Genomic DNA, 23,408 nt, shown 5'->3' on the forward strand with positions numbered 1-23,408 from the left:
GCCGCGGCGCCTTTGGCCCCGGTAACGCCCCGCCGGTGGCTTGTTCCAAAGCTCCGCGACGGTTGTGATGAAGGTATTCCAAACGCCTGGACGGCCCCTGCGCCGAACCAGCCGATAACGACAACGAGGAGGCCGGATGAACGCCGTGACCAAGATCGAGCAACACAACCCCATCGGCACCGACGGCTTCGAGTTCGTCGAATTCACCGCCCCCGACGCCCAGGGCATCGAGCAACTGCGCCAGCTGTTCACGGGCATGGGCTTCACCGAGACCGCCAAGCACCGTTCCAAGGAAGTCTTCCTGTTCCAGCAGAACGACATCAACATCGTGCTCAACGGCAGCCCCACCGGCCACGTCCACGAGTTCGCCAGGAAGCACGGGCCGAGCGCCTGCGCCATGGCCTTCCGGGTGAAGAATGCCGCCCAGGCCGCCGCCTACGTCGAATCCCAGGGCGCCAAGCTGGTGGGCAGCCACGCCAACTTCGGCGAGCTGAACATCCCCTGCGTCGAAGGCATTGGCGGTTCGCTGCTGTATCTCGTCGACCGTTATGGCGACAAGAGCATCTATGACGTCGACTTCGAGTTCATCGAAGGCCGCAGCGCCACCGACAACGCCGTCGGCCTGCTGTGCATCGACCACCTGACCCACAACGTCAAGCGCGGCCAGATGGACGTCTGGTCCGGCTTCTACGAGCGCATCGCCAACTTCCGCGAGATCCGCTACTTCGACATCGAAGGCAAGCTCACCGGCCTGCTGTCCCGCGCCATGACCGCGCCCTGCGGCAAAATCCGCATCCCGATCAACGAGTCGGCCGACGACAAGTCGCAGATCGAGGAATTCATCCGCGAGTACCACGGCGAAGGCATCCAGCACATCGCCCTGACCACCGAGAACATCTACGAAACCGTGCGCAAGCTGCGCGCCAACGGCGTGGACTTCATGACCACTCCGGACACCTACTACGAGAAGGTCGACACCCGCGTCGCCGGCCACGGCGAATCGCTGCAGGACCTGCGCGAGCTGAGCATCCTGATCGACGGCGCACCGGGCGACGACGGCATCCTGCTGCAGATCTTCACCAACACGGTGATCGGCCCGATCTTCTTCGAGATCATCCAGCGCAAGGGCAACCAGGGCTTCGGCGAGGGCAACTTCAAGGCCCTGTTCGAATCCATCGAGGAAGACCAGATTCGCCGTGGCGTGATCTCCGATCAGTAAATCGCTAGCAGGGTGGCCGCGCGCGTAGCGTGGCCACCCTCGGAGAAACGCCATGCTCACCCTGTACTCCTACTGGCGCTCCAGCGCCGCCTACCGTGTGCGCATCGCGCTCGGCCTCAAGGGCCTGGCCTACCGCCAGGTGCCCGTGCACCTGGTGAAGGACGGCGGCCAGCAGCACGCCACCGATTACAAGGCGCTCAATCCCCAGGAACTGGTGCCGCTGCTGGTGGACGGCGATGCCCGCATTGCCCAGTCCCTGGCCATCCTCGAATACCTCGACGAAACCCATCCGCAACCCGGCCTGCTGCCGCGCGATGCGCTGCAGCGTGCGCAGGTTCGTGCACTGTCCCTGCATATCGCCTGCGACATTCACCCGCTGAACAACCTGCGTGTGCTGCAGTACCTCAGCGGCCCGCTGGCGGTGGCGGACGAGGCGAAGACGGCGTGGATTCGCCACTGGGTCGAAACCGGCCTGCAGGCGGTAGAGGAGGGCGTTTCCAGCTGGAGCGGCCCGCAGTCCCTCGGCGAGCGCCCCGGCTACTTCGAGGCTTGCCTGATTCCCCAGCTGTACAACGCCCGTCGCTTTGACTGCGACCTCTCCGGCTGCCCGCGCCTGCTCGCCATCGCCGCGCGCTGCGAGCTCCTCGAAGCCTTCCAGCAGGCCGCTCCGGAGGTGCAGCCCGACGCCCAGTAACCCTGTAAACCAGCCTGCCCGCTCCACCGCTCTTTAGCCTTGCCTTGCCCGCACCGCCTGGCCACAAGCCGGGCGGCCGAATCCCGTCACAGATAAAAACAACAGGTGACGCATGACGCGTGAAACTCAACACGCAGGCCAGCTCCAGCGCGGCCTGAAGAATCGCCATATCCAGCTGATCGCCCTCGGCGGCGCCATCGGTACCGGGCTGTTCCTCGGCTCGGCCGGGGTGCTCAAGTCTGCCGGGCCGTCGATGATCCTCGGTTATGCCATCGCCGGCTGCATTGCCTTCCTGATCATGCGCCAGCTCGGCGAAATGATCGTCGAGGAGCCCGTGGCCGGCTCCTTCAGCCACTTCGCGCACAAGTACTGGGGCGGTTTCGCCGGCTTCCTCTCGGGCTGGAACTGCTGGGTGCTGTACATCCTGGTGGGCATGTCGGAGCTCACCGCGGTGGGCAAGTACATCCACTACTGGTGGCCGGACGTGCCGACCTGGGCCACGGCGGCAGTCTTCTTCGTGGTGGTCAACGCGATCAACCTGTTCAACGTGAAGGCCTTCGGCGAGGCGGAGTTCTGGTTCGCCATCATCAAGGTCGCCGCCATCGTCGGCATGATCGCCCTGGGCTGCTACCTGCTGGCCAGCGGCACCGGGGGCGAGCAGGCAACCGTGAGCAACCTGTGGGCCCACGGCGGCTTCTTCCCCAATGGCATCAGCGGGCTGGTGATGGCCATGGCGATCATCATGTTCTCCTTCGGCGGGCTGGAGATGCTCGGCTTCACCGCCGCCGAGGCCGACCAGCCGAAAAAGGTGATCCCCAAGGCGATCAACCAGGTGATCTACCGCATCCTGATCTTCTACATCGGCGCGCTCACCGTGCTGCTCTCGCTGACCCCGTGGGACAGCCTGCTGCAGACCCTCAACGCATCCGGCGACTCCTACAGCGGCAGCCCCTTCGTGCAGATCTTCTCGATGATCGGCAGCGGCACCGCGGCGCATGTTCTCAACTTCGTGGTGCTCACTGCCGCGCTGTCGGTCTACAACAGCGGCACCTACTGCAACGGCCGCATGCTGGTGGGCCTGGCGGAGCAGGGCGATGCCCCGCGCGCGCTGGCCAAGGTGGACAGCCGTGGCGTGCCGGTGCGCTCGCTGATGGTCTCCGCGGCGGTGACCTTCCTCGCCGTGCTGGTGAACTACCTGGTGCCGGCCCGCGCGCTGGAGCTGCTGATGTCCCTGGTGGTCGCCGCGCTGGTGATCAACTGGGCGATGATCAGCCTGGCGCACCTGAAGTTTCGCGCGCACATGGATGCCGAGGGCAAGCGCAGCGCCTTCCGGGCCGTCGCCTATCCGGCGGCCAACTGGCTGTGCCTGGGCTTCGTGGTGTTCATCCTCGGCGTCATGCTGCTCACGCCGGGCATCCAGGTCTCGGTCTACGCGATCCCGGTGTGGTTGCTGGTGATGTACGGTTGCTATCGCCTCAAGCGCCAGCCGGCTGCGCGCAGCAGCGCCAGCGCGGCGCTGGCTGACTGACTGACCTGGCGGCCTGATCCTACGTTGGGTCGAGCCGCGCGCGATTGACCGCGTGGCCCGATCCTTCCTAGAGTGATCGGGCCATTTTTCGTCAGAGGGATACTCATGAAAAAAGCACTTTGGCTGCTCGCGGCGGCCGTGCCGGTCATCCTCGTCGCTTGCGGCGGTGAAGAGAAGAAAGCACCCCAGGTCGACGCGCTGGTCCTGCCCGGCGACGCCAAGCTGGATTCGCGCAGCGTCTCGTACAAGTGCGAGGACGGCCGCAAGATCAGCGTGCAGTACCTGAACAAGGGCGACAACAGCCTGGCCGTGGTGCCGGTGACGGACGCCTCCAGCCTGGTCTTCGCCAATGTCATCTCTGCCTCCGGCGCGCGCTATGCCGCCGGGCAGTACGTCTGGTGGACCAAGGGCGAAGACGCGACCCTGTACAAGGATTGGAAAGGCGGCGAGCCCGCCGATGGCGTGGCCTGCAAGGAGCGTTGATGCTTTCTGTACTGCGCTGACGAAAAAGCCCGGCATTGGCCGGGCTTTTTCATGGTAGGGGCAGAGTCAGGCGGGTTCGCGAGCAAGCTCGCTCCTACAGGAACCGGCTCGCGTCCGGCATTGCTTTTTGTAGGAGCGAGCTTGCTCGCGAGCCACCGCCACTTCCGACCCTAGAAGGTAAACTCCAGGTTCACCGTCGGCGTCGAGGTACGGGTGCCGCGCCCGCCATCCACGCCGAACTTGTTGTGCCAGTACTCGTAGCCCACGCCCAGCCACAGGTTCGGCTGGCGCTTGGTGCCGGGCAGGGTGGCGAACATCAGCGAGGTACGGACCAGCGTTTCCGGCGCGGTGTCGTTGTCGTTGTAGTCCTCGCCCTTCTCCCCGGTGTAGTTCAGGAAGCCCTGGAACTTCGCACCGTGATCACCCAGCTGGAACGGCCGCAGCCAGGTCAGGTTGAGCATGTAGGTGGTGTCGAAGGTGTGGTCCGGGTGTTTCGCGTTGGGGATGCCGGAGTGGTTCTTCTCGCGGTAGTAGAACAGCGAGAGGTCCAGCACGCCGGGGCCGTTGAACTTGATGGTCGGGCCGAACACCAGTGCGCGCTTCTTCGCCGAGCCGAGGTTGTTGTTGCGGCTGGCGTCGAAGCCGAAGGTGAAGGCGTGGTCCTTCACCAGGCCCTTGCCCTGCGGCAGGTCGAACACCCGCGAGGCGAACAGCTGGCTGCGGAATACCCCGTAGACCTCGCTGCTGCCGTGGTCGGTGCCCTTGCGCGGGTCATCGCTGTCGGACTGCAGCACATCGAGGTGGAAGAAGTTGCTGCCGTAGCGGTAACCATCGGCGTGGCTGAAGCTGAAGATGCGCTTGCTGATGTCGTGCGGGTTGTTCGGGTTGGTGAAGCCCTTGCCGTAGCGGAAGCCCAGGGTGTTGCTGGTCCACTCGAAGAAGCGATCGTCTTCGGCCTGCGCCATGCCCAGCGGGGCGAGGACCAGCGCGGTACCGAGGGCGAACCGGCGGCCGTTGCTCAGGCGGCGGCTGGAACGCGGTTGGGGGCGGGCGGCGCCAACGGCCGTCGTCGCGGATGAAACCATGCTGCACCTCTGTCTTTTTCTTGTTTTTGTGGCTTGGGGGCCGGCGTCCCGCAGGAGGAACTGCGGTCGGTGACAGGCTGGGTTCTAATGGTGAATTGATGACATTGCAAGAAAAACTTGTACACAAATTCGTATACAAAAATTGACGCGGAAGTCAGGAACGGGCGCTCCACGGCGGGCTAGATGGCTTCGGGACACCAGCGGCGCTGCGCGGTATCCTGACATTCATTTCCACTTTGAATGCTTCCCATGCTGCAGATTTCCAACACCGTGCAGATCCCCGACGCGGAGATCGAGCTGACTGCCATCCGCGCCCAGGGCGCCGGCGGGCAGAACGTCAACAAAGTGTCCAGCGCGGTGCACCTGCGCTTCGATGTGCGCGCCTCGTCCCTGCCGGAGTTCTACAAGGAACGCCTGCTCGCGCTCAGCGACCAGCGCATCACCAGCGACGGCGTGGTGGTGATCAAGGCGCAGCAGTTCCGGACCCAGGAACAGAATCGCGAGGACGCGCTCAACCGCCTGGCGGAGCTGATCCGCAGCGCCACGAAAGTGGAGAAGAAGCGCCGTCCGACCAAGCCGACGCTCGGCTCGAAGACGCGCCGGCTGGAGGGTAAGAGCAAGCGGGGCAACATCAAGGCGGGGCGAGGGAAGGTGGATTACTGAGCACGGTCAGGGCAGTTGGGAAAATCGGCGCTCGGGCCATTCCCTCACCCCAGCCCTCTCCCAGGGGGAGAGGGGGCCGATTGTGCCGGCTGACAGCATGGTTTCATCCTGCTCCGAACAGTCCCCTCTCCCGCTTGCGGGAGAGGGTTAGGGTGAGGGGCCCTTGGCTTTCGTAGGAGCGAGCTTGCTCTCGAACCAGCGCCCGCTGCGAAATCGGTTCGCGAGCAATAACGATGGCGTCCCCCTCGCTCCTACAAATACCCCGGCGCCAGGCGGGAATGTTGTCAGTGCACCAGCATCCCCGTGAACACATACGCCTGCGCCAGCGTGATCAAGCCGATGAATGCCGCGAAGATCAGGCTGTGCTTGACCGTGAAGCGGAACAGGTCCGACTCCCGGCCGACCATCCCGGTGGCTGCGCAGGCCACGGCGATGGACTGTGGCGAGATCATCTTGCCGGTGACTCCGCCGGTGGTGTTGGCCGCCACCAGCAGCGTGTCGCTCACGCCGAGTTGGTGCGCGGTGGTCGCCTGCAGCGAGCCGAACAGGGCATTGGATGACGTGTCCGACCCGGTGAGGAACACCCCCAGCCAGCCGAGGAACGGCGAGAAGAACGGGAAGGCCGCGCCGGTTCCAGCCAGCACCAGCGCCAGCGTGGTGGACATGCCCGAGTAGTTGGTGACGAACGCGAAGGCCAGCACCATGCCGATGGTCAGCACCGGCCATTTCAGCTCCAGCAGCGTATCGCGGAAGGTCACCGCGCCGCTCTTGAAGTCGATGCGCAGGATGGCCATCGAAATCAGTGCCGAAATGAAGATCGCCGTGCCGCTGGCCGACACCAGGTCGAACTTGTAGATCGCGGGCATGGGTGTCGGGTTGGCGACGATAGGGGCGGCCTTCAGGACAAGCTGGTCGAGGTAGGGCACAGCAATCACCGCCACCCAGCTCTCCAGCGCGCCGCCGGGCAGGAACAGCGCCTTGAACGGCTTCATCGTCCAGATCGTCACCAGCACCGTCAGGATCAGGAACGGCGACCAGGCCTTGATGATCTGCCCCAGGCTGTACTGCAACTCCTGGCGCGGGCCGCCGCCGCCGAAGTTGCCCAGTGTCGCGCTGCCGTCGGCATTGATGCTGGAGAACTCCGTTTCGCGCAGGTTTACCGGCTGCCACACCCGCAGGAACAACGTCAGGCAGACCATGCTCAGCAGCGCGGAGGTGATGTCCGGCAGTTCCGGGCCGATGAAGTTGGAGGTGAGGAACTGGCTGACCGCGAAGGTGCCGCCGGCCACCAGCAGCGCCGGCCAGGTTTCGCGAATGCCGCGCCAGCCGTCCATCATCGCCACCAGCCAGAACGGCACGATCACCGACAGGATCGGCAACTGTCGCCCGGCCATGGCGCCGATCTTGAAGGCATCCACCCCCGACACCTGCCCGGCGACGATGATCGGGATGCCCAGCGCACCGAAGGCTACCGGCGCGGTGTTGGCGATCAGGCACAGCCCTGCCGCATACAGCGGGTTGAAGCCCAGGCCGACCAGCAGCGCCGCGGTGATCGCCACTGGTGCGCCGAAGCCCGCCGCACCTTCGAGAAACGCGCCGAAGGAGAAGCCGATCAGCACCACCTGCAAACGCTGGTCGGTGGTGATCGACAGCACCGAGCTGCGGATGATCTCGAACTGCCCGCTCTTCACCGTCAGCTTGTAGAGGAACACCGCCGCGACGATGATCCAGGCGATTGGCCAGAGCCCGTAGAAGAAGCCGTAGACCGCCGACGCCAGGGCCTTGTCCACCGGCATGTGGTAGACGAATACCGCGACCAGCAATGACAGCACCAGGGTGATCGCGCCGGCGACATGCCCCTTCAGGCGGAACACCGCCAGCGCGAGGAAGAAGAAGATGATCGGCACGAGGGCCGCCAGTGCCGACAGCCCGAGGCTGCCGAGCGGGGTGTAGAGCTGTTGCCAGGTTTGCATGGGGATTGTCCCTTGTTGTTGTGGATGCACACGGCAAAGCGTCAGCGGTGGATAACTTTCGTCGGTGGTGCGTTGGACGGCGGCCGGCGATGTGCCGGCGCCCATGGAAAAAGCCCCGGCACGCGTCGCGTAACGGGGCTTTTGAATAACGCTGCAGGCACGCTTTCGCGGGCGTCGCCGCCGGCTCGCTCGAAGCCGACGGCGACCGCAACCCGGCCGCTGGGCACCTGTCGCCGGAGTCGCGTGGGCGCCATCACAGCGCCGCCACGCCTGCGCTGGCAACCTGCGCATCTTCCCCGGCTTTCACGCCGGAGACGCCGACCGCGCCGATCACCTGGCCTTCGACGACGACCGGCACGCCGCCTTCCAGCGAAGTGATCAACGGCGCACTGACGAAGGCTACGCGGCCGTTGTTGACCATGTCCTCGTAGCCCTTGGTTTCGCGCCGGCCCAGCGCCGCGCTGCGGGCCTTTTCGGTGGCGATGTAGGCACTGGCCGGGGCACAGCCGTCGAGGCGTTCCAGGGCCAGCGGGTGGCCGCCGTCGTCCACTACCACGATGGACACCGCCCAGTGATTGCGCTGCGCCTCATCGCGGGCGGCGGCAAGGATGCGGCCGACCTCCTGCTGGGTCAGAACGGCTTTGTTGAGCATGCTTGCACCTCGCCTTGAGAGTGGGGTTGCGGCGCGTCGGCCAGCGCTTCCTCCACCAGTTCGATCCAGTGCCGAACCGGTGTGCGTCCCGCGCCGCCCAGGTGTGTCTGGCAGCCGATATTGGCGGTGACGATGACCTCCGGGTTGCCGCTTTCCAGTGCCTGCATCCGGTTGTCGCGCAGCCGCCTGGACAGCGCCGGCTGGGTGAGCGAATAGGTGCCGGCGGAGCCGCAGCACAGGTGGCTGTCCGGTACGTCGGTAAGGCTGAAGCCCAGGCGCGTGAGCACGCTTTCCACCGCGCCGCCCAGCTTCAGCGCGTGCTGCAGCGTGCAGGGGCAGTGGAAGGCCAGGCGGCGGTCGCCCTGCAGGTGGAGTTCTTCCAGCGGCTCGTCGCGCAGCACTTCGGAGAGGTCGCGGGACAGCTCGCTGATCCGCTTTGCCTTGGCGGCGTAGGCGGCGTCGCGTTCCAGCAGGTGACCGTAATCGCGGACGAAGGCACCACAGCCGCTGGCGGTCTGCACGATGGCCTCGGCGCCGGCTTCGATGGAAGGCCACCAGGCGTCGATGTTGCGCCGGGCGCGGTCCAGCCCGTCTTCCTGGGCGTTCAGGTGATAGTCCACGGCGCCGCAGCAACCGGCGTCCGCCGCCGGGATCACGCTGATGCCCAGACGATCCAGCACCCGCGCGGTGGCGGCATTGGTGTTGGGGGAAAGTGCCGGTTGCACGCAGCCCTCGAGCATCAGCATGCGCCGGGTGTGGTGTGGTTTCGGGCGTTCCACGGGTGGGTGCGGATGGCGCGGCAGTTTGCTTTGCAGGCTCTCCGGCAGCAGTGGGTAGAAGGCCCGCCCGGCCTTGGCCAGCGCGCCGAACAGAGCGGCATTCGGCACCACGGCGCGCAGGCCGCGACGCATCGCGCGCTCGCCGAAGGTTCGCGGCACCTGCTCCTCGACCACCGCGCGGCCGATGTCCAGCAGGTTGTGGTAGTCCACGCCGGAAGGGCATGTGCTTTCACAATTGCGGCAGCTCAGGCAGCGGTCCAGGTGTTCGCGGGTGCTCGCGCTGGGATCAACGCCTTCGAGCACCTGCTTGATCAGGTAGATACGCCCGCGCGGGCCGTCCAGTTCGTCGCCCAGCAACTGGTAGGTCGGGCAGGTGGCGGTGCAGAAGCCGCAGTGCACGCAGGAGCGCAGGATGCGCTCGGCTTCCTCGGCGCGCGGCAGATGCCTGGCCTGTTCGCTCAGGTTGGTTTGCATCAGAGCTCCCTGTACATCCGGCCGGGGTTGAAGATGCCTTGCGGGTCCAACTGCTGCTTGAGGCTGCGGTGATAGCGCAGCAGGGCGGCAGGCAGTGGATGGAACGCATCGTCACCCGGCGCGTAGCGAGTGGCGTGGCCGCCGAACTCGGCGACGCTGTGGCGGATCAGCTCGGCGTCCGCGTCGGACTTCAGCCAGCGTTGCGCGCCGCCCCAGTCGATCAGTTGTTCACCCGGCAGGGCTATCGCCGGGGTCGCGTTGGGCAGTGACAGCCGCCACAGCGTGCCGGGGCCGGTGAAGAAGCCGAGGCGCTGCTCGCGCAAGTCCTGCCAGTAATCGCTGCCGATCTCCTCGCCACCCAGGCGCAGGCGTGCGGAACACACGGAGCCTTTGCCGCCCTCCAGGCGCAGATGCAGCGCCGCTCCGTCGTGGCAGGCGGCGGTGATCGGGATCGGTTGCGCGCCCCATTCCGCCAGTTCTCCCAGCGCCTGGTGAACGTCCATTTGCAGGCGCAGGCTGGCGCACATCCGGGGTTTGGGCAGCACCTTCATCGACACTTCGGTGATCAGCCCAAGGCAGCCGAAACTGCCGGCGAGCAAGCGGGAGAGGTCATAGCCGGCGACGTTCTTCATTACCTCGCCGCCAAAGCGCAGCAGCTTGCCGTGGCCGGTGATCATCCGTGTGCCCAGCACGTAGTCGCGCACCGAGCCCGACCAGGGCCGGCGCGGGCCGGATATCCCGGCCGCGACCATGCCGCCGAAGGTTGCTGTGGAAAAGTCTGGTGGCTCGCAGGGCAGCATCTGCCCGGCGGCCTCCAGCGCCGCTTCGATCTCCGCCAGCGGCGTGCCGGCGCGGGCGGTGAGCACCAGCTCGGTCGGGTCGTAGCTGACGATGCCGCAATGGGCGCGGGTATCCAGCTCCATGCCGTTCACCGGGCGGCCTAGGAAGGCCTTGCTGTCACCGCCGCGAAGACGCAGCGGCGTTCGAGCGTGGAGCGCTTGGTTCACCTGTTCGAGCAGGTCGGCACTGGCATCGGCCATCAGAAACGCTCCAGGTCGGGGAAGGGCAACTGGCCGTGGTGCACGTGCATGGCGCCGAATTCGGCGCAGCGGTGCAGGGTTGGGATGTTCTTGCCGGGGTTGAGCAGGCGGTCCGGGTCGAAGGCCGCTTTCACCGCATGGAACAGGGTCAGTTCGTCGCTGTTGAACTGCGCGCACATCTGGTTGATCTTCTCGCGCCCCACGCCGTGTTCGCCGGTGATGCTGCCGCCCACCGCCACGCAGAGCTCGAGGATCTTGCCGCCGATGGCCTCGGCGCGCTCCAGCTCGCCGGGTACGTTGGCGTCGAAGAGGATCAGCGGGTGCATGTTGCCGTCGCCGGCATGGAATACGTTGGCCACGCGCAGGCCGAATTCCTTCGACAACTCGGCGATGCCGTGCAGCACGCGCGGCAGCTCGCGGCGCGGGATGGTGCCGTCCATGCAGTAGTAGTCCGGGGAGATGCGCCCCACCGCGGGGAAAGCGTTCTTGCGCCCGGCCCAGAAGCGCACGCGCTCGGCCTCGTCGCAGGCCAGCCGCACATCGGTGGCGCCGGCCGCGCGCAGCACGCCGTCGACGCGCTGGCAGTCGTCCTGTACGTCAGCCTCCACGCCGTCCAGTTCACACAGCAGGATGGCCGCCGCGTCCACCGGGTAGCCGGCGTGGATGAAGTCCTCGGCGGCGCGGATCGACAGGTTGTCCATCATCTCCAGCCCGCCAGGGATGATGCCGGCGGCGATGATGTCGGCCACCGCGTGGCCGGCCTTTTCCACCGAATCGAAACTGGCCAGCAGCACCCGCGCCACCTGCGGCCGGGGCAGCAGCTTGACGGTGACCTCGGTGACGATGCCAAGCATGCCTTCGGAGCCGGTGAACAGCGCCAGCAGGTCGAAGCCGGGGCTGTCGAGGGCGTCGCTGCCCAACGTCAGGTGCTCGCCCTCGACGGTGAGGATGTCCACCTTCAGCAGGTTGTGCACGGTCAGGCCGTACTTGAGGCAATGCACACCGCCGGCGTTCTCGGCGACGTTACCGCCGATGGAACAGGCGATCTGCGACGACGGATCGGGTGCGTAGTAAAGCCCGTGCGGCGCGGCGGCCTGGGAGATCGCCAAGTTGCGCACGCCGGGTTGCACGCGGGCGAAGCGGCCGGCGGTGTTGACTTCGAGGATGCGGTTGAAGCGCGCCATCACCAGCAGGATGCCTTTCTCCAGCGGCAGCGCACCGCCAGACAGGCCCGTGCCTGCGCCACGCGCCACCACCGGTACCTGGCGCGCGTGGCAGAGCTTGAGCAGCGCCTGCACCTGCTCGATGCGCTCGGGCAGCGCCACCAGCATCGGCACGGTGCGGTAGGCGGAGAGGCCGTCGCACTCGTAGGGCTTCAAGTCTTCGGCGTTGTGCAGCAGTTCGAGGTCGGGCAGTGTCGCGCGCAGCTCGGCGAGCAGGGCGGACTTGTCGACGGCAGGCAGCGCGCCGTCGACGCGCTCGTCGTAGAGGATATTCATGGGCCACGGTGCTCTGATCTTGTTATTGGACGAGCCCGTCAGGCGGGCTTCATGAGCCACAGCGCCGTGAACATGCGGCCGCCGCTTCGCAGGCGTCCATCGCCTTTCGCACTGGTCGGACCAGTTGTTGCGTGCCGCTGCGCTGGAAAGGCCCGGCCGTGGCGGCTAGGGTTGTTGGGCACGAGGCCGGTGGTTACCTGCTGGTCCTACCAGTTGTGGAGCCATTCGATGACCAGCATCCAGCAGGGCAAGCAGCGCGTCGCCGACCAGGTGGCAGAAAAGATCGAGCGCCTGATCGTCGATGGCGTGCTCAAGGTCGGCCAGGCGTTGCCGTCGGAACGGCGCCTGGTGGAGAAGCTCGGCTGTTCGCGCTCGGCGTTGCGCGAAGGGCTGCGAGCGTTGCGCGGGCGCGGCATCGTCGATACCGAGCAGGGGCGGGGATCGTTCGTTGCCGACCTGACCGGCGCCGAGGATGTCTCGCCTCTGCTGCACCTGTTCCGCTCGCAGCCGCGCACGCTCTACGACCTGCTGGAGGTGCGTGCGTTGCTGGAAGGCGAGTCTGCCCGGCTGGCCGCCCTGCGCGCCACGGAGGTCGACCTGTTGCTGATCGGCCGGCGCTTCGAGGAGATGCATGCGGCTTTCGATGAGCCGCAACCGCTGGACCCGCGCGAACACGCCCGGCGCGACCACGCCTTCCACCAGGCGATCAGCGAGGCCTCGCACAACCCGGTGCTGGTGCATACGCTGCAGTCGCTCAACGAGCTGATGCTCAGCACCGTCTTCGCCTCGGTGAACAACCTCTACAACCGCCCGCCGCAGAAGCGCCAGATCGATCGCCAGCATGCGCGGCTGTATCGCGCCATTATCGAGCGCCAGCCGGAACAGGCCCAGCGCGCTGCCCGCGAGCATATCCACGGCGTGCGCGACAACCTGCGGGAGATCGAGCAGGAAGAACAGCGGCTGGTGCGGGCGACCTTGCGGCTGGAGGGTTGGAAATAACTGGGGAGCGTGAGACGCAACCGTAGGGCGAATAACGCGCCAGCGTTATCCGCCGTTTCGGGACTGGCGGCGGATAACCTGTTCCAGGTTATGCGCCCTACATACTGGCGCGGAGTCTTTTTGTGGGAGCGAGCTTGCTCGCGAACGGTGTTCCAGGCAGCTCCGGCGCGAAGCGGTTCGCGAGCAAGCTCGCTCCTACAGGGGCCGTGTCAGCGCCGTGCCTTGCGCTCGCGCATCTCCGCCAGCATGCGTTCGGCATTCGCTGCGCAACCCATGCCTTCGGGCTTGTTCTCGATACCCTCGATCACTTCCAGCAGACGTAAACGGTTCTGCCGCAACTGCCGCTCCATCGCCTCGATCTCCGCGACCTTGCGGCGCAGGCCGGCGACCAGTTCGCCGTGGCCGTTCTCGATGGGGTTGGAGTGCGGCAGCAGGTTGCGGATTTCCTCCAGGGTGAAACCGGTCTGCTGGGCGCTGCGGATGATTTCCAGCAGGTCGAGGGTTTCTGCCGGGTACTCGCGGTAACCGTTGGCCAGGCGGCGGGCCGGGGCGATCAGCCCGCTGGCTTCGTAGAAGCGGATGCGCGAGGGGGCGAGGCCGCTGAGGCTGGCCAGTTCACCGATTTTCATGCTGGGCTCCGAAAGGGGCTTGACCTTGAAGTGAACTTTAAACTTAACCTCGCTGCCGTCACAACCCATCAGGACAACCTCGGAGCCTAGCCATGTCGCCCTTCCAGCCCCTGCGCCTGCCCAACGGCGGCGAAGTCCCCAACCGTATCGCCAAGGCCGCCATGGAAGAGAACATGGCCGACGCCGACCAGGCGCCGTCGGCTGCCTTGCTGTGCCTTTACCAGGCCTGGGCGGACGGCGGCGTCGGCCTGATCCTCAGCGGCAACGTGATGATCGACGGCCGCGCCATGACCGGCCCCGGCGGCGTGGTGCTGGAAAACGATCGGCAGCTGGAGCGCTTCCGCGAATGGGCGCGCATCGGCCGTTCCCATGGTGCGCAGTTCTGGTTGCAGCTGAACCATCCTGGTCGCCAGGTGCAGACCAACCTCGGCCAGGGCGCCATCGCGCCGTCGGTGGTGCCGCTGGAGATGGGCAAGTTCTCCAAGCTGTTCGCCGTCGCCCGCGAGATGACCGAGGCCGATATAGCCGAGGTGATCCGTCGTTTCGTCCGCGCCGCGCAGCTGTCCGAGCAGGCCGGCTTCACCGGCGTGCAGATCCATGCTGCCCACGGCTACCTGCTCAGCCAGTTCCTCTCGCCGCTGGCGAACAAGCGCCAGGACCGCTGGGGCGGCTCGCTGGAAAACCGTGCGCGGCTGTTGCTCGAGGTCGTGCGTGCGGTGCGCGCCGAAGTGTCGCCGGAGTTCTGCGTGGGAGTGAAGATCAACTCGGCCGACTTCCAGCGCGGCGGCTTCGACGCCAGCGACGCGCGCCAGGTGATCGAGTGGCTGAACGACGAGAAGGTCGACCTGGTCGAGCTGTCCGGCGGCAGCTACGAGGCGCCGGCGATGCAGGGCGACGCCCGTGACGGCCGGACCCTGGCGCGGGAGGCCTACTTCCTCGAATTTGCCCGTGAGATGCGCGAGGCGGCGCGCATGCCGCTGATGGTCACCGGCGGTATTCGGCGCCTGCCGGTGGCGGAACAGGTGCTGGACAGCGGGCTGGACATGGTCGGCATCGGCACCGCCCTGGCCCTGGAGCCGCAACTGGTACTGCACTGGCAGCGTGGCAGCCAGACCCAGCCGCAACTGCCGCCGATCCGCTGGCGCTCCAAGCCACTGGCGGCGCTGGCCTACATGGCACTGGTCAAGTTGCAGCTGCACCGCATCGGCGCCCACCGTGCGCCCAACCCGCAGGCTTCGCCGTGGCGCACGCTGGTGATGGAGCAGTGGCGCACGCTGCGCCGGGCCAAGCAGTACCGCCGCTGGGCGGCTAGGCAGGCGGGATGATCTTCACTGGCTGACGCCTTCGTAGGATGGCGTGGAGCGAAGCGATACCCATCGACTCCTGCCGCATTGGCAGCATGGGTATCGCCTAGGCTCCACCCATCCTACGGTGGTGTTCTTCCGGGGGGGGGGGCGCGCATGCGCTCTTGCAAGAACCCTCGGGCCAGGCCGATCACGCCTGCTGCCGAGTCGCCGCCAGGACGATCTCGCGGATGCACACGCCCTGCGGCTGGTTGTAGGCGTAGCCGATGGCGTTGGCCACGTCCTCGGCACTGAGCACCTTGCCGCCCATCTCGCGTTTCCAGTCCTGATAGCCGCTCTTGATCGCCTCGTCGGTGGTGTGGCTGAGCAGCTCGGTTTCCACCGCGCCGGGAGCGATGGTCACCACGCGGACGTTGTGCGCCGCGACTTCCTCGCGCAGGTTCTCGGAGATCGCGTGCACGGCGAACTTGGTGCCGACATAGGCGACGTGGTTGGGGAAGGTCTTGCGCCCGGCCACCGAGCTGACATTGATCACGCTGCCCTGGTTGCGCTCGACCATGCCCTTGAGTACGGCGTGCACGCCGTTGAGCAGGCCCTTCACGTTGACGTCGAGCATGCGCTCCCACTCGGCCGGATCCTGCTCGACCATGTTGCCCAGCAGCATCACGCCAGCGTTGTTCACCAGCGCGTCAGCCGGGCCGAAACGCTTCTCGGCTTCCTCGACGGCGGCCAGCAGGGCTTCGCGGTCAGTCACATCGACAGCACGGCACAGCGCGTTCGGCAGCTTGAGTGCTTCCAGGCGCTCGATGCGCCGGGCGAGCAGCAGCAGCGGGTGACCTTGCTGGGAAAAGAGGCGGGCGGTGGCTTCGCCGATGCCGGAACTGGCGCCGGTAACGATGATCAGGGGCTTGCTCATGGTGGTTCTCCTGCAATCGAAAATCTGGATGCCTGGACGATGCAGTGAAGTATATTTAGCGCATTGCTGCCTGAAAAATGGCTTATTCCTGTGCCTGGTATCGGGATTTCCTATGGATATTCGACAGCTTGCCGCCTTCGTCGCGGTCTTCGAAGAGCGCAACATCACCGCTGCCGCGCAGCGCCTGTTCGTCAGCCAACCCACGCTGTCCGCCACCGTGCGCCAGTTGGAGGAGAGCCTGGGCACCGAGCTGTTCGTGCGCCAACCGCGCGGTGTGGATGTCAGCGAAGCGGCGCGCACCCTGTACCCGCGAGCCCGTGCCCTGCTGGCCGAGGCGGAGGGTTTGCGCAAGCTGTTCCGCCAGTCGTCGGAGCGGCAGCCGCTGCACCTGGGCGTGGAAGGGGACATCAGCGCCGAGCAGATCGAGCGCTTCGTCGGCCTGGCCCGGCAAGCGATCCCCAACCTGCAACTGCACCTGGAAGAAGGCTGTGTGGGCGAGGCGCGGCTGGCAGCGGAGGAGTTCTGTTGCGAGGACGAACTGTTCGTTCCGGTGTGGGACGACCCGTACGTATTGGCGCTGCCGCCCGGCGCCGAGAGTGTGCCAGTCGACGCCTGGATCACCTGTCCGTCGCACCCGTCGCACCAGCGTTTGATGACTGCCTACGGCAGCGCACCGGTGGTCGCGCAGGCCAGCACCCTGAATCTTGCCCTGCGGCTGGTCAGTGCGGGCCTGGGCGCGGCTATCCTTCCTGCCTCGTTGCTGGGCGGCGCCCCGGCCGTGCGCAGCGGAACCTTGAACCTGCCGCTACCCGTGCGCCGCATCGGTCTTTGCCACGCCGCCCAGGCGCTGGAGCAGCCGGCGGTGCGCGCGCTCTACGACTTCCTGCGCGCCCGCGAGGCGGCCTGATTCAGGCCGGCGTCTTCTGCGCGGCGGGTGCGCGCAAGGACAGCAGCAGGACCAGCGACGCCGCGAGAATCTGCAGGCTGGCATAGCCGTTGGTGGTGGCGACCAGGCCATAACGCTGGATCGCCAGCCCGGCGAGGAGCGCCGGCACGCTGAAGGCCAGGTAGCTGAGCACGTAGAAGCTCGCCATCAGTGCACCGCGCTCGTGGGCGTGGGCCAGCGGCACCACCGAGCGCAATGCGCCGAGGAAGGCGCCGCCAAAGCCAAGGCCCGCCACCGCGGTACCGAGGAAGAACAGCCAGAGGCTGGAGGAGTCCACGCCGAGCAGGGTAATCAGCAGGCCGATGATCAGGGCCAGTCCGCCGCGGCGCAGGATGACCGCTGCCGGCCGGTTGCGCAGCGCGAAGATCGCCACGGCGCCGCAGAAACACAGCAGCGAGACCAGCCCACCGCCGATCATCGGAACCTGCAGACCGGTCACCTGGCGCGCCAGGGTCGGGCCCAGCGACAGGTAGAAACCGCCCAGCGCCCAGAGGCTGGCGTTCAGCGGCGCCACGCTCCAGAACGCCCGGCGCGCCTGCGGGGGAATGCGAATGCGCGGCTTCAGCGAGGCCAGCGCGCCGGGCTGCCTGCTGACGCTTTCCGGCAGCCAGCGCAACAGCACCAGGGCCAGCGCGAATACCGCCAGCAGCCAGACATAGACGCGGTGCAGCGGGTCGCCGCCGAACTGCACCAGTGCACTGCTGCCCAGTGCGCCCAGCGCCATGCCGAGCATGGGCGCGACGCTGTTGATCAACGGGCCGCGCTCACGGTCGATGTCGAGCATGGCGGCGCCCAGTACAGCGGTCGCGATGCCGGTGGCGAAGCCTTGCAGCAGGCGCGCGGCGATCAGCAGTTCCACCGAGTTGGCGTAGAGGAACACGCTCATCGCCAGCAACTCGATGATCAGCGCCGCACGGATCAGCGGGCGGCGGCCGAGGTAGTCCGACAGCGAACCGAATACCAGCAGCGCCAGCATCAGCCCGCCGGCGTAGATGCTGAATGCCAGCGTCAGCAGGGCGGGGGAGAACTGCCAGGACTCGCGGTACAGCGCATAGAGCGGCGTGGGCGCGGCAGCGGCGGCGAGGAAGGCCATGAGGATCGCGGTCAGCAGCAGGGCCGGGAAAAAGCCGGGCGCGCTTTTGGGTAAGGTCTGTGCCATGATTCAGCTCGCAAAGGCTAAGATTTTGCTTTTGCGAGATGCTGGACCCGTTTTCGGATAAAAGCAAATTCTTTGCGTTAAGGTGCTTATGGCAATTAATCAGGGTGTTCGTCCAGGCGGCCGCAGCGCGCGGGTGCAGGCGTCGGTGCACAAGGCTGTCCAGGAGTTGCTGGAAGAGCGCGACCGCGCGGAACTGACCGTGCCGCTGATCGCGGCGCGCGCCGGTGTCACGCCCTCGACCATCTACCGGCGCTGGGGCGACCTCAGCGAACTGCTAGGCGATGTCGCGCTGGAGCGCATCCGCCCGGATGCCGAGCCGGCGGACACCGGCAGCCTGCGCGGCGACCTGCTGGCGTGGGGCGAGCAGTACATGGAGGAAACCGCCTCGGTGCCCGGCCGCGCGGTGGTACTCGACCTGCTGGCGGCCGGCGGCGGCTGCTCCGGGCGCTGCATGGCGATTGCCTGCGGCCAGTTCGACATCATCCTGCTACGCGCCAAGGGGCGCGGCGAGAAGCTGCCGGACGTCGACCGCATCGTCGACCGGCTGATGGCGCCGCTGGTGTACCGCATCCTGTTTTCCGGCGAGGAGCTGGACACGGGCTATGTCGAGCGGTTGGTCGATCTGACGCTGGACGGGGTGTAGCGGATTCGTGGACAGGCTTCCTGCCTGCTATTGGCGCATTCGTAGGATGGTGTGGAGCGCTGCGATACCCATCGATCCTGGCACCGGCAGCATGGGTATCGCCTAGGCTCCACCCATCCTACGTTTCAACTCGGAGCGCCGGCGTTTCGAATGGCATTCGCCCACGCTTGCAGAGTCCTGCAGGCCGCGAGGGCAATTTCTTCGTCGCTGCGCCCCGCGAATACGCGCTCCAGTGCATCTGCGGCGATCAACCCGGCGATCGTGGGCGTGCCCACCGCGTCGGTGAGATCGAGCCATTCGCCGAAGCTGGCTGGCGTGTCGTACCAGCGCAGATATCCCGACGGCGACACCGGCCACCAGCGTTCCTCGAACTGCAGCACGACTTTCTCCAGTTGCCCCATCCCAAGGTGCGCCAGCGCATCCCGTTGGACGGGTGGCAAAGGCGGATGGAAGTGGATATCGCGCAGCACGCCGATGGGCACGGTACAGATGCAGAAGTCCCAGCTTTCGTCGCCTGCCCGCACTTTTGCGCCCGACCAGTCGATGTCTGCCACTGGCTGGTTCAGGCGGATATCCAGCCCTTGGGCGAGGTGCGCGACCAGCTGTGAATAGCCTTGCGGCAGGAAGCGGTCGCCGGCGCCGACGCCTTCTTCGTCGAGCGCATCCACCGACAGTGATTCCAGGGGCAGGCAGGCTTCCAGGATCAGGTTGGCGTCCAGGGCGAAGCGGGTGGCGCGACGGGTTTCTTCGTCGCGATCCTGCAGGTAGCGCGCGACGCCTTCCGCCAGCGGCAGATGGCGGTCGATCCCGGCGCGCAGGGCTTCCCAGGCGGCATCGATGTTCGGCAGCGGGCCGTCGGCCGCAGCGGCCAGGGGGTGGCTGAAATCGGTTGCCTGCAACGGCAGGCCCAGTTGCTGTGCGTGCGCGGCGAGTGCGTTGTCGTCGAACTGCTGCAACCAGGCGGCGCCTTCGTCTGCCTTTATCGAGCCGAGCGAAATACTGTGCACACGGCCGCCGAGACGATCACGGGCTTCCAGCACCACGCACTCGATAGCGGCCTCCCGCAGGCGGCGCGCTGCGGCGAGACCAGCGAAGCCCGCGCCGATCACCAGCACCCGGCGGGCGCCACTTTCGATGGCGGCTTCAGCGGCGCGCAGGCCATCGTCCCAGGCACCGTGGGTCATGGCCGGCGCAACGGGATTGCAGGCTTCGCCGGCCAGCACCAGCTTGCCGCCCAGGACCTCACCCAGCCGGCGCCGATGCTCCGGCGTGCCGCCGGGCAGCAGGGTGCTGTAGGCGCCGCGGCTGAACGGGTCGACGCTCCAGTGGGTGACGTGGAAGGCAGTGGGGCGGTGGCGAAGGCTATCCATGGCGGGCTCGCTCGGTGAAGGAGCGACGACCTTAGCGGGGGTGGGTTCGCCGGCACAAGGCCACGGGTGGGGGCATTGTGTGGGAGCGAGCTTGCTCGCGAACCGCCCAGCCTTGGAGCTGCCGGTTGACCCTGTTCGCGAGCAAGAGCTAGGCGCCCCCCTCGCTCCTACAGGTTCAGGTCCAGACCTGGCCTCAGGCGCGGCTCAGGCGAATCACCGTGCGGGCGACGGAAACCCCGGTGAACAGCACCACGAACAGCCGCAGCGTCTGCATCGCCAGGACCAGGCCGACGTCGGAGTGGGTGTCCACCGCGATGATCGCCATGGCATCCAGGCCGCCGGGGCTGGTGGCGAGGTAGAGGGAGAGGAAGTCCATGCCGGTGATGGCCGCCAGCGCCCAGGCGAACAGCGCGCAGCTGGCGATCAGCGCCAGCGCGCTGACCAGCATGGCCGGCAGGTGGCGGCCGACGTAGGCAAGGCTTTCGCGGTCGAAGCGCAGGCCGATGTAGCAGCCGATCACGCCGTAGGCGCTGGCCAGCAACCAGTGCGGCAGGGTGATGTGCAGCACGCCGGTGAGCTGAAGAACCGCTCCGGCCACCAGCGGCACCAGCAGTGGACCGGCCGGCAGCTTCGCGCCGGCAGTGGTGCAGACGAAGATCAGCAACAGGCAGTTGATCAGGTCGGGCAGGGTGGCGGTGTCGATGATCGGCGTGCTGTGCGCCACTGAACCGCCGCCCTCGATACCGAGGAAGCGCCCGACCAGCGCACCGGCCATGACCACGCAGACCACCCGCACGTACTGCATGGTGGCGACCACGCGCGGGTCGGCGCCGTTGGCTTCGGCCATCGACACCATGGCCGCCGCGCCGCCCGGCGCGGTGCCCCAGGCGGCCGTGCTGCCGGGGATGCCGCCGAAGCGCACCATGGCATAGCTGACGGCAGCGGACAGCAGCACGGTGAGCACCGTGGCGCTGAGCATCAATGGCCAGGACGCGACCATCGCCTGCAGCACCGACCAGCTCATGGCGTGGGCGACCAGCAGGCCGATGCAGCCCTGGCTGAGGCGGAAGGCGCTGCGCGGCAGGCGGATTTCCGCGCCGCTGACACCAAAGGCGATGGCCACCAGCATGGGCCCGAGGAACAGCGCGGCGGGGATGCCGAGCCAGGTGAGCAGTTGCCCGGCGCCTGCGGCCCCGAGCGCCAGGGTCAGCCATTGCAGGCTGACGGGGATACGGGCGACGAAGAGGGCAGGGCGACTGGACACGGACGGCTCCGGACGGGGAAGACGGAGGAATTATCGGTAGCCGGATCGATCAAGTCTATTTTCTAATAGTCATGAATCCATTCCTGGAATTTATCGGTTGGCCGCCATGGACCTGCGTGATCTCGCCTACTTCGAAACCATCGCCGAACTCGGCCACCTGGGGCGCGCCGCCGAGCGCCTGGGGCGCAGCCAGCCGGCGCTGACCAAGAGCATCCAGCGCCTGGAGGAGTCCCTTGGCGCGCGCCTGTTCCAGCGCGATGGCCGACGGATTCGCCTGACGCCGGCCGGCGAACTGATGCTCCAGCGTGCCCGGCAACTGCGTCAGGACATCGAGGAAACCCGCCGCGAGGTGCGCGATTTCGCCAGTGGTGTCGTAGGCAATATCCGCCTGGGCTGTGCGGCGACCATGGCCGAGTACCTGTTGCCGCGCCTCACCGAGGACCTGCTGGCCCGTGCGCCGGAGGTCACCATGAGCCTGGTGCTGGGCCAGGACGACGTGCTGCGTGAAGCGTTGCGCAGCGGGCGGCTGGACATGGCGATCTGCTCGCGCATCGTCGATGACCCGCAGCTGAGCAGTGAGCCGCTGCTGCAGGATCAGGTGGTGGTAGTCGCCAGCCGCGACCATCCGATCTTCGACGCACCCGTAGCCATGGCCGACCTGTGCCGTTATCGCTGGGTGCTGCCGGCCACCGGGGTGTCGTCGCGGCGCTGGATGGACGCCACCTTCCAGGCCCACCAGTTGCCAATGCCGCAGGTGCAGATCGAGACCAACGCGATTCCCATGCTGCCCAACCTGATCGCCCGCACCCGCCTGCTCAGCTTCATCGCCCGCGAGGCGCTGGCGGGCGGCCACGGGATGGACCAGTTGCGCGAGGTGCAGCTGGCCGAGACCACGCTGACACGGACCATCGGGCTTGCCGTGCGCGAGGGCGCCTACCTGTCGCCGGCTGCACAGTTGCTGCGGGGGATGCTGCGCGAACATGCGGGGCGGTTTGGAGCGGAGCTCTGACGGCGCGCGGGCATGGAGCCCGCAGCGCGAATAACGCCCTGGCGTTATCCGCCGTGAGTTTTCGGCGCATAACCTGTTCCAGGTTATGCGCCCCACGCTGCTGAGGGAGCATCCGGGATGGTTCGCAGTGGCGTTGTAGCGGCGCGCGGGCACGGAACCCGTAGGGCGAATAACGCCCTGGTGTTATCCGCCGCGAGTTATTGGCGGATAACCGGTTCCAGGTGATGTGCCTTACCCCGCTGGGGGGACGCGCTCCGCGCAGTTGCAAGAGAACGGGCCCGTCCACTCCGTCATTGCTCGAAGCTACAGCCGACGCGTCCCAGCCCCTCGATTTCCAGCTCGAATGCGTCTCCCGGCGCAACCGGCGACATCGGCGCCAGGGCTCCGCACAGCAGGACGTCTCCCGCCTTGAGCGGCGCGTCCAGGCGTGCCATGCGCCGCGCCAGCCAGAGGCCGATGTCGAGCATCGCCCCGAGGGTCGTCCGGGTCGGCGGGAAGGCCGGCGCGCCATTGCGCAGCAGTTGCACTGCCAGCGCGGCGTCGTCCAGTCTTTCCAGCGCCACCGGCCGGTCGCCGGTCAGGTAGAGGCCCGCGCAGAGGTTGTCGGCCACCGAGTCGAGCAGGCCGATCTGCCAGTTGGCCACGGCGGTGTCGTTGATCTCGATGGCCGGGACCGCACCTTCGATGCAGGCGCGAAAAGTGGCCAGATCGAGCTCTCCCGTTGGCAGGTCGCGGCCGATGAGCAGGGCGAGTTCTGCCTCGATTCGCGGTTGCAGCAGGCGTTCGCGGGCGATAAGCGCGCCGGATCGACAGCGCAGGCTGGCGAGCAAGCGGCCGTGAACCGGTTCGCCGACCTTGAGCGCCGCCTGCATTGCCGGCGAGATCAGCCCGGCCTTGGCGCCCGCCAGGCGTTCGCCGCCGGCCAGCGCGAGGTCGATGCCCAGCGCCTGCACGCGATAGGCGTCGTCCAGCCCGGTGAGGCCAAAGTGTGCCGCTGGCGCGGCGATGGGCGTTCGGCTGGCCCGCGCCTCGGCCAGGGTGTGGGCGGCGGCGTGGAGCTTGTCCGTGTTCATCGTGGGG

General features: G+C 67.0%; 22 protein-coding genes. 10 read left to right on the forward strand and 12 right to left on the reverse strand.

Features of this window, described 5'->3' with window-relative positions; genetic code table 11:
• Positions 1–136 precede the first annotated feature (136 nt).
• From hppD to RS899_RS04745, 4 genes are all read left to right on the forward strand, one after another.
• On the forward strand, positions 137–1,219 hold the full coding sequence (gene hppD, locus RS899_RS04730; protein WP_315809205.1) for a 4-hydroxyphenylpyruvate dioxygenase: 1,083 nt from the start codon (positions 137–139) through the stop codon (positions 1,217–1,219).
• A gap of 52 nt (positions 1,220–1,271) precedes the next feature.
• The gene (gene maiA, locus RS899_RS04735; RefSeq protein WP_315809206.1) at positions 1,272–1,913 is read left to right on the forward strand and encodes a maleylacetoacetate isomerase; all 642 of its coding nucleotides are present in this window, start codon (positions 1,272–1,274) and stop codon (positions 1,911–1,913) included.
• A 112-nt stretch (positions 1,914–2,025) separates the two neighbouring features.
• The gene (locus RS899_RS04740) at positions 2,026–3,441 is read left to right on the forward strand and encodes an amino acid permease (protein ID WP_315809207.1); all 1,416 of its coding nucleotides are present in this window, start codon (positions 2,026–2,028) and stop codon (positions 3,439–3,441) included.
• Positions 3,442–3,546: 105 nt separating this feature from the next.
• Entirely contained in the window at positions 3,547–3,924 is a 378-nt protein-coding gene (locus RS899_RS04745) for an MliC family protein (RefSeq protein WP_024764361.1), read from the forward strand.
• Between the two features lie 170 nt (positions 3,925–4,094).
• On the opposite strand, the gene RS899_RS04750 is transcribed toward RS899_RS04745, so the two are convergent.
• Positions 4,095–4,889 carry a nucleoside-binding protein gene (locus tag RS899_RS04750; RefSeq protein ID WP_226046570.1) on the reverse strand — a complete coding sequence of 265 codons (795 nt, stop codon included), beginning with the start codon at positions 4,887–4,889 and terminating at the stop codon, positions 4,095–4,097.
• Positions 4,890–5,258: 369 nt separating this feature from the next.
• Here RS899_RS04750 and arfB point away from each other — a divergent pair, with 369 nt between their 5' ends.
• Complete coding sequence (arfB, locus tag RS899_RS04755) at positions 5,259–5,672, forward strand: alternative ribosome rescue aminoacyl-tRNA hydrolase ArfB (protein WP_315809208.1); 414 nt, start codon at positions 5,259–5,261, stop codon at positions 5,670–5,672.
• Between the two features lie 284 nt (positions 5,673–5,956).
• Here the strand turns inward: arfB and RS899_RS04760 are convergent, their stop codons facing one another.
• The 5 genes from RS899_RS04760 to glcD all read right to left on the reverse strand — a co-directional run bounded on the left by RS899_RS04760 (position 5,957) and on the right by glcD (position 12,089).
• A complete protein-coding gene (locus RS899_RS04760) occupies positions 5,957–7,645 on the reverse strand; it encodes a lactate permease LctP family transporter (RefSeq protein ID WP_315809209.1) in 1,689 nt (562 codons plus the stop codon).
• Positions 7,646–7,898: 253 nt separating this feature from the next.
• The gene (locus RS899_RS04765; RefSeq protein ID WP_024764357.1) at positions 7,899–8,297 is read right to left on the reverse strand and encodes a heme-binding protein; all 399 of its coding nucleotides are present in this window, start codon (positions 8,295–8,297) and stop codon (positions 7,899–7,901) included.
• Positions 8,276–9,550, reverse strand: a complete 1,275-nt coding sequence (gene glcF, locus RS899_RS04770) for a glycolate oxidase subunit GlcF (RefSeq protein ID WP_315809210.1) — start codon at positions 9,548–9,550, stop codon at positions 8,276–8,278. Before glcF ends, RS899_RS04765 begins: the two co-directional genes overlap by 22 nt.
• Positions 9,550–10,590, reverse strand: coding sequence for a glycolate oxidase subunit GlcE (glcE, locus tag RS899_RS04775; RefSeq protein ID WP_315809211.1), 1,041 nt, complete (start codon positions 10,588–10,590; stop codon positions 9,550–9,552). Before glcE ends, glcF begins: the two co-directional genes overlap by 1 nt.
• On the reverse strand, positions 10,590–12,089 hold the full coding sequence (gene glcD / locus RS899_RS04780; protein WP_315809212.1) for a glycolate oxidase subunit GlcD: 1,500 nt from the start codon (positions 12,087–12,089) through the stop codon (positions 10,590–10,592). Before glcD ends, glcE begins: the two co-directional genes overlap by 1 nt.
• A gap of 228 nt (positions 12,090–12,317) precedes the next feature.
• Here glcD and glcC point away from each other — a divergent pair, with 228 nt between their 5' ends.
• Positions 12,318–13,088, forward strand: coding sequence for a transcriptional regulator GlcC (glcC, locus tag RS899_RS04785; RefSeq protein ID WP_315809213.1), 771 nt, complete (start codon positions 12,318–12,320; stop codon positions 13,086–13,088).
• Between the two features lie 209 nt (positions 13,089–13,297).
• Here glcC and RS899_RS04790 read toward each other — a convergent pair whose 3' ends face one another.
• The gene (locus RS899_RS04790) at positions 13,298–13,717 is read right to left on the reverse strand and encodes a MerR family transcriptional regulator (protein WP_233298060.1); all 420 of its coding nucleotides are present in this window, start codon (positions 13,715–13,717) and stop codon (positions 13,298–13,300) included.
• A 92-nt stretch (positions 13,718–13,809) separates the two neighbouring features.
• On the opposite strand from RS899_RS04790, the gene RS899_RS04795 reads away from it, so the two are divergent.
• Positions 13,810–15,042: an NADH:flavin oxidoreductase/NADH oxidase family protein gene (locus RS899_RS04795; RefSeq protein WP_315809214.1), complete on the forward strand. Its 1,233-nt coding sequence runs from the start codon at positions 13,810–13,812 to the stop codon at positions 15,040–15,042.
• Positions 15,043–15,211: 169 nt separating this feature from the next.
• On the opposite strand, the gene RS899_RS04800 is transcribed toward RS899_RS04795, so the two are convergent.
• Positions 15,212–15,937: an SDR family oxidoreductase gene (locus RS899_RS04800; RefSeq protein WP_024764350.1), complete on the reverse strand. Its 726-nt coding sequence runs from the start codon at positions 15,935–15,937 to the stop codon at positions 15,212–15,214.
• 112 nt (positions 15,938–16,049) lie between these two features.
• Here RS899_RS04800 and RS899_RS04805 point away from each other — a divergent pair, with 112 nt between their 5' ends.
• Positions 16,050–16,844 (forward strand): LysR family transcriptional regulator, encoded by a 795-nt coding sequence (locus RS899_RS04805; protein ID WP_233298057.1) that lies wholly within the window; start codon positions 16,050–16,052, stop codon positions 16,842–16,844.
• Position 16,845: 1 nt separating this feature from the next.
• Here RS899_RS04805 and RS899_RS04810 read toward each other — a convergent pair whose 3' ends face one another.
• The gene (locus RS899_RS04810; RefSeq protein WP_315809215.1) at positions 16,846–18,042 is read right to left on the reverse strand and encodes an MFS transporter; all 1,197 of its coding nucleotides are present in this window, start codon (positions 18,040–18,042) and stop codon (positions 16,846–16,848) included.
• Positions 18,043–18,130: 88 nt separating this feature from the next.
• Here RS899_RS04810 and RS899_RS04815 point away from each other — a divergent pair, with 88 nt between their 5' ends.
• The gene (locus RS899_RS04815; protein WP_315809216.1) at positions 18,131–18,685 is read left to right on the forward strand and encodes a TetR/AcrR family transcriptional regulator; all 555 of its coding nucleotides are present in this window, start codon (positions 18,131–18,133) and stop codon (positions 18,683–18,685) included.
• Positions 18,686–18,810: 125 nt separating this feature from the next.
• Here the strand turns inward: RS899_RS04815 and RS899_RS04820 are convergent, their stop codons facing one another.
• Both RS899_RS04820 and RS899_RS04825 read right to left on the reverse strand, forming a co-directional pair.
• Positions 18,811–20,055: a flavin monoamine oxidase family protein gene (locus RS899_RS04820; RefSeq protein ID WP_315809217.1), complete on the reverse strand. Its 1,245-nt coding sequence runs from the start codon at positions 20,053–20,055 to the stop codon at positions 18,811–18,813.
• A gap of 193 nt (positions 20,056–20,248) precedes the next feature.
• A complete protein-coding gene (locus tag RS899_RS04825; RefSeq protein ID WP_024764345.1) occupies positions 20,249–21,319 on the reverse strand; it encodes an AbrB family transcriptional regulator in 1,071 nt (356 codons plus the stop codon).
• Between the two features lie 106 nt (positions 21,320–21,425).
• On the opposite strand from RS899_RS04825, the gene RS899_RS04830 reads away from it, so the two are divergent.
• The gene (locus tag RS899_RS04830) at positions 21,426–22,328 is read left to right on the forward strand and encodes a LysR family transcriptional regulator (protein ID WP_064979649.1); all 903 of its coding nucleotides are present in this window, start codon (positions 21,426–21,428) and stop codon (positions 22,326–22,328) included.
• A gap of 290 nt (positions 22,329–22,618) precedes the next feature.
• Here RS899_RS04830 and RS899_RS04835 read toward each other — a convergent pair whose 3' ends face one another.
• A complete protein-coding gene (locus RS899_RS04835) occupies positions 22,619–23,401 on the reverse strand; it encodes a 2-keto-4-pentenoate hydratase (protein ID WP_315809218.1) in 783 nt (260 codons plus the stop codon).
• Between the last annotated feature and the right edge of the window lie 7 nt (positions 23,402–23,408).

This window comes from Pseudomonas sp. C9-3 (assembly GCF_032392015.1).
Taxonomy (GTDB): Bacteria; Pseudomonadota; Gammaproteobacteria; order Pseudomonadales; family Pseudomonadaceae; genus Pseudomonas; species Pseudomonas nitroreducens.

Excerpts from the sequence above, each read along its gene's own strand:
- RS899_RS04765 (WP_024764357.1), bottom strand. The coding sequence starts at position 8,297 with ATGCTCAACAAAGCCGTTCTGACCCAGCAGGAGGTCGGCCGCATCCTT.
- glcE (WP_315809211.1), bottom strand. The coding sequence starts at position 10,590 with ATGGCCGATGCCAGTGCCGACCTGCTCGAACAGGTGAACCAAGCGCTC.
- RS899_RS04800 (WP_024764350.1), bottom strand. The coding sequence starts at position 15,937 with ATGAGCAAGCCCCTGATCATCGTTACCGGCGCCAGTTCCGGCATCGGC.
- glcF (WP_315809210.1), bottom strand. The coding sequence starts at position 9,550 with ATGCAAACCAACCTGAGCGAACAGGCCAGGCATCTGCCGCGCGCCGAG.
- maiA (WP_315809206.1), top strand. The coding sequence starts at position 1,272 with ATGCTCACCCTGTACTCCTACTGGCGCTCCAGCGCCGCCTACCGTGTG.
- RS899_RS04835 (WP_315809218.1), bottom strand. The coding sequence starts at position 23,401 with ATGAACACGGACAAGCTCCACGCCGCCGCCCACACCCTGGCCGAGGCG.
- RS899_RS04830 (WP_064979649.1), top strand. The coding sequence starts at position 21,426 with ATGGACCTGCGTGATCTCGCCTACTTCGAAACCATCGCCGAACTCGGC.
- RS899_RS04805 (WP_233298057.1), top strand. The coding sequence starts at position 16,050 with ATGGATATTCGACAGCTTGCCGCCTTCGTCGCGGTCTTCGAAGAGCGC.
- hppD (WP_315809205.1), top strand. The coding sequence starts at position 137 with ATGAACGCCGTGACCAAGATCGAGCAACACAACCCCATCGGCACCGAC.
- RS899_RS04745 (WP_024764361.1), top strand. The coding sequence starts at position 3,547 with ATGAAAAAAGCACTTTGGCTGCTCGCGGCGGCCGTGCCGGTCATCCTC.
- arfB (WP_315809208.1), top strand. The coding sequence starts at position 5,259 with ATGCTGCAGATTTCCAACACCGTGCAGATCCCCGACGCGGAGATCGAG.
- RS899_RS04750 (WP_226046570.1), bottom strand. The coding sequence starts at position 4,889 with ATGGCGCAGGCCGAAGACGATCGCTTCTTCGAGTGGACCAGCAACACC.
- RS899_RS04790 (WP_233298060.1), bottom strand. The coding sequence starts at position 13,717 with ATGAAAATCGGTGAACTGGCCAGCCTCAGCGGCCTCGCCCCCTCGCGC.
- RS899_RS04760 (WP_315809209.1), bottom strand. The coding sequence starts at position 7,645 with ATGCAAACCTGGCAACAGCTCTACACCCCGCTCGGCAGCCTCGGGCTG.
- RS899_RS04740 (WP_315809207.1), top strand. The coding sequence starts at position 2,026 with ATGACGCGTGAAACTCAACACGCAGGCCAGCTCCAGCGCGGCCTGAAG.
- glcD (WP_315809212.1), bottom strand. The coding sequence starts at position 12,089 with ATGAATATCCTCTACGACGAGCGCGTCGACGGCGCGCTGCCTGCCGTC.
- RS899_RS04795 (WP_315809214.1), top strand. The coding sequence starts at position 13,810 with ATGTCGCCCTTCCAGCCCCTGCGCCTGCCCAACGGCGGCGAAGTCCCC.
- glcC (WP_315809213.1), top strand. The coding sequence starts at position 12,318 with ATGACCAGCATCCAGCAGGGCAAGCAGCGCGTCGCCGACCAGGTGGCA.
- RS899_RS04810 (WP_315809215.1), bottom strand. The coding sequence starts at position 18,042 with ATGGCACAGACCTTACCCAAAAGCGCGCCCGGCTTTTTCCCGGCCCTG.
- RS899_RS04815 (WP_315809216.1), top strand. The coding sequence starts at position 18,131 with ATGGCAATTAATCAGGGTGTTCGTCCAGGCGGCCGCAGCGCGCGGGTG.
- RS899_RS04820 (WP_315809217.1), bottom strand. The coding sequence starts at position 20,055 with ATGGATAGCCTTCGCCACCGCCCCACTGCCTTCCACGTCACCCACTGG.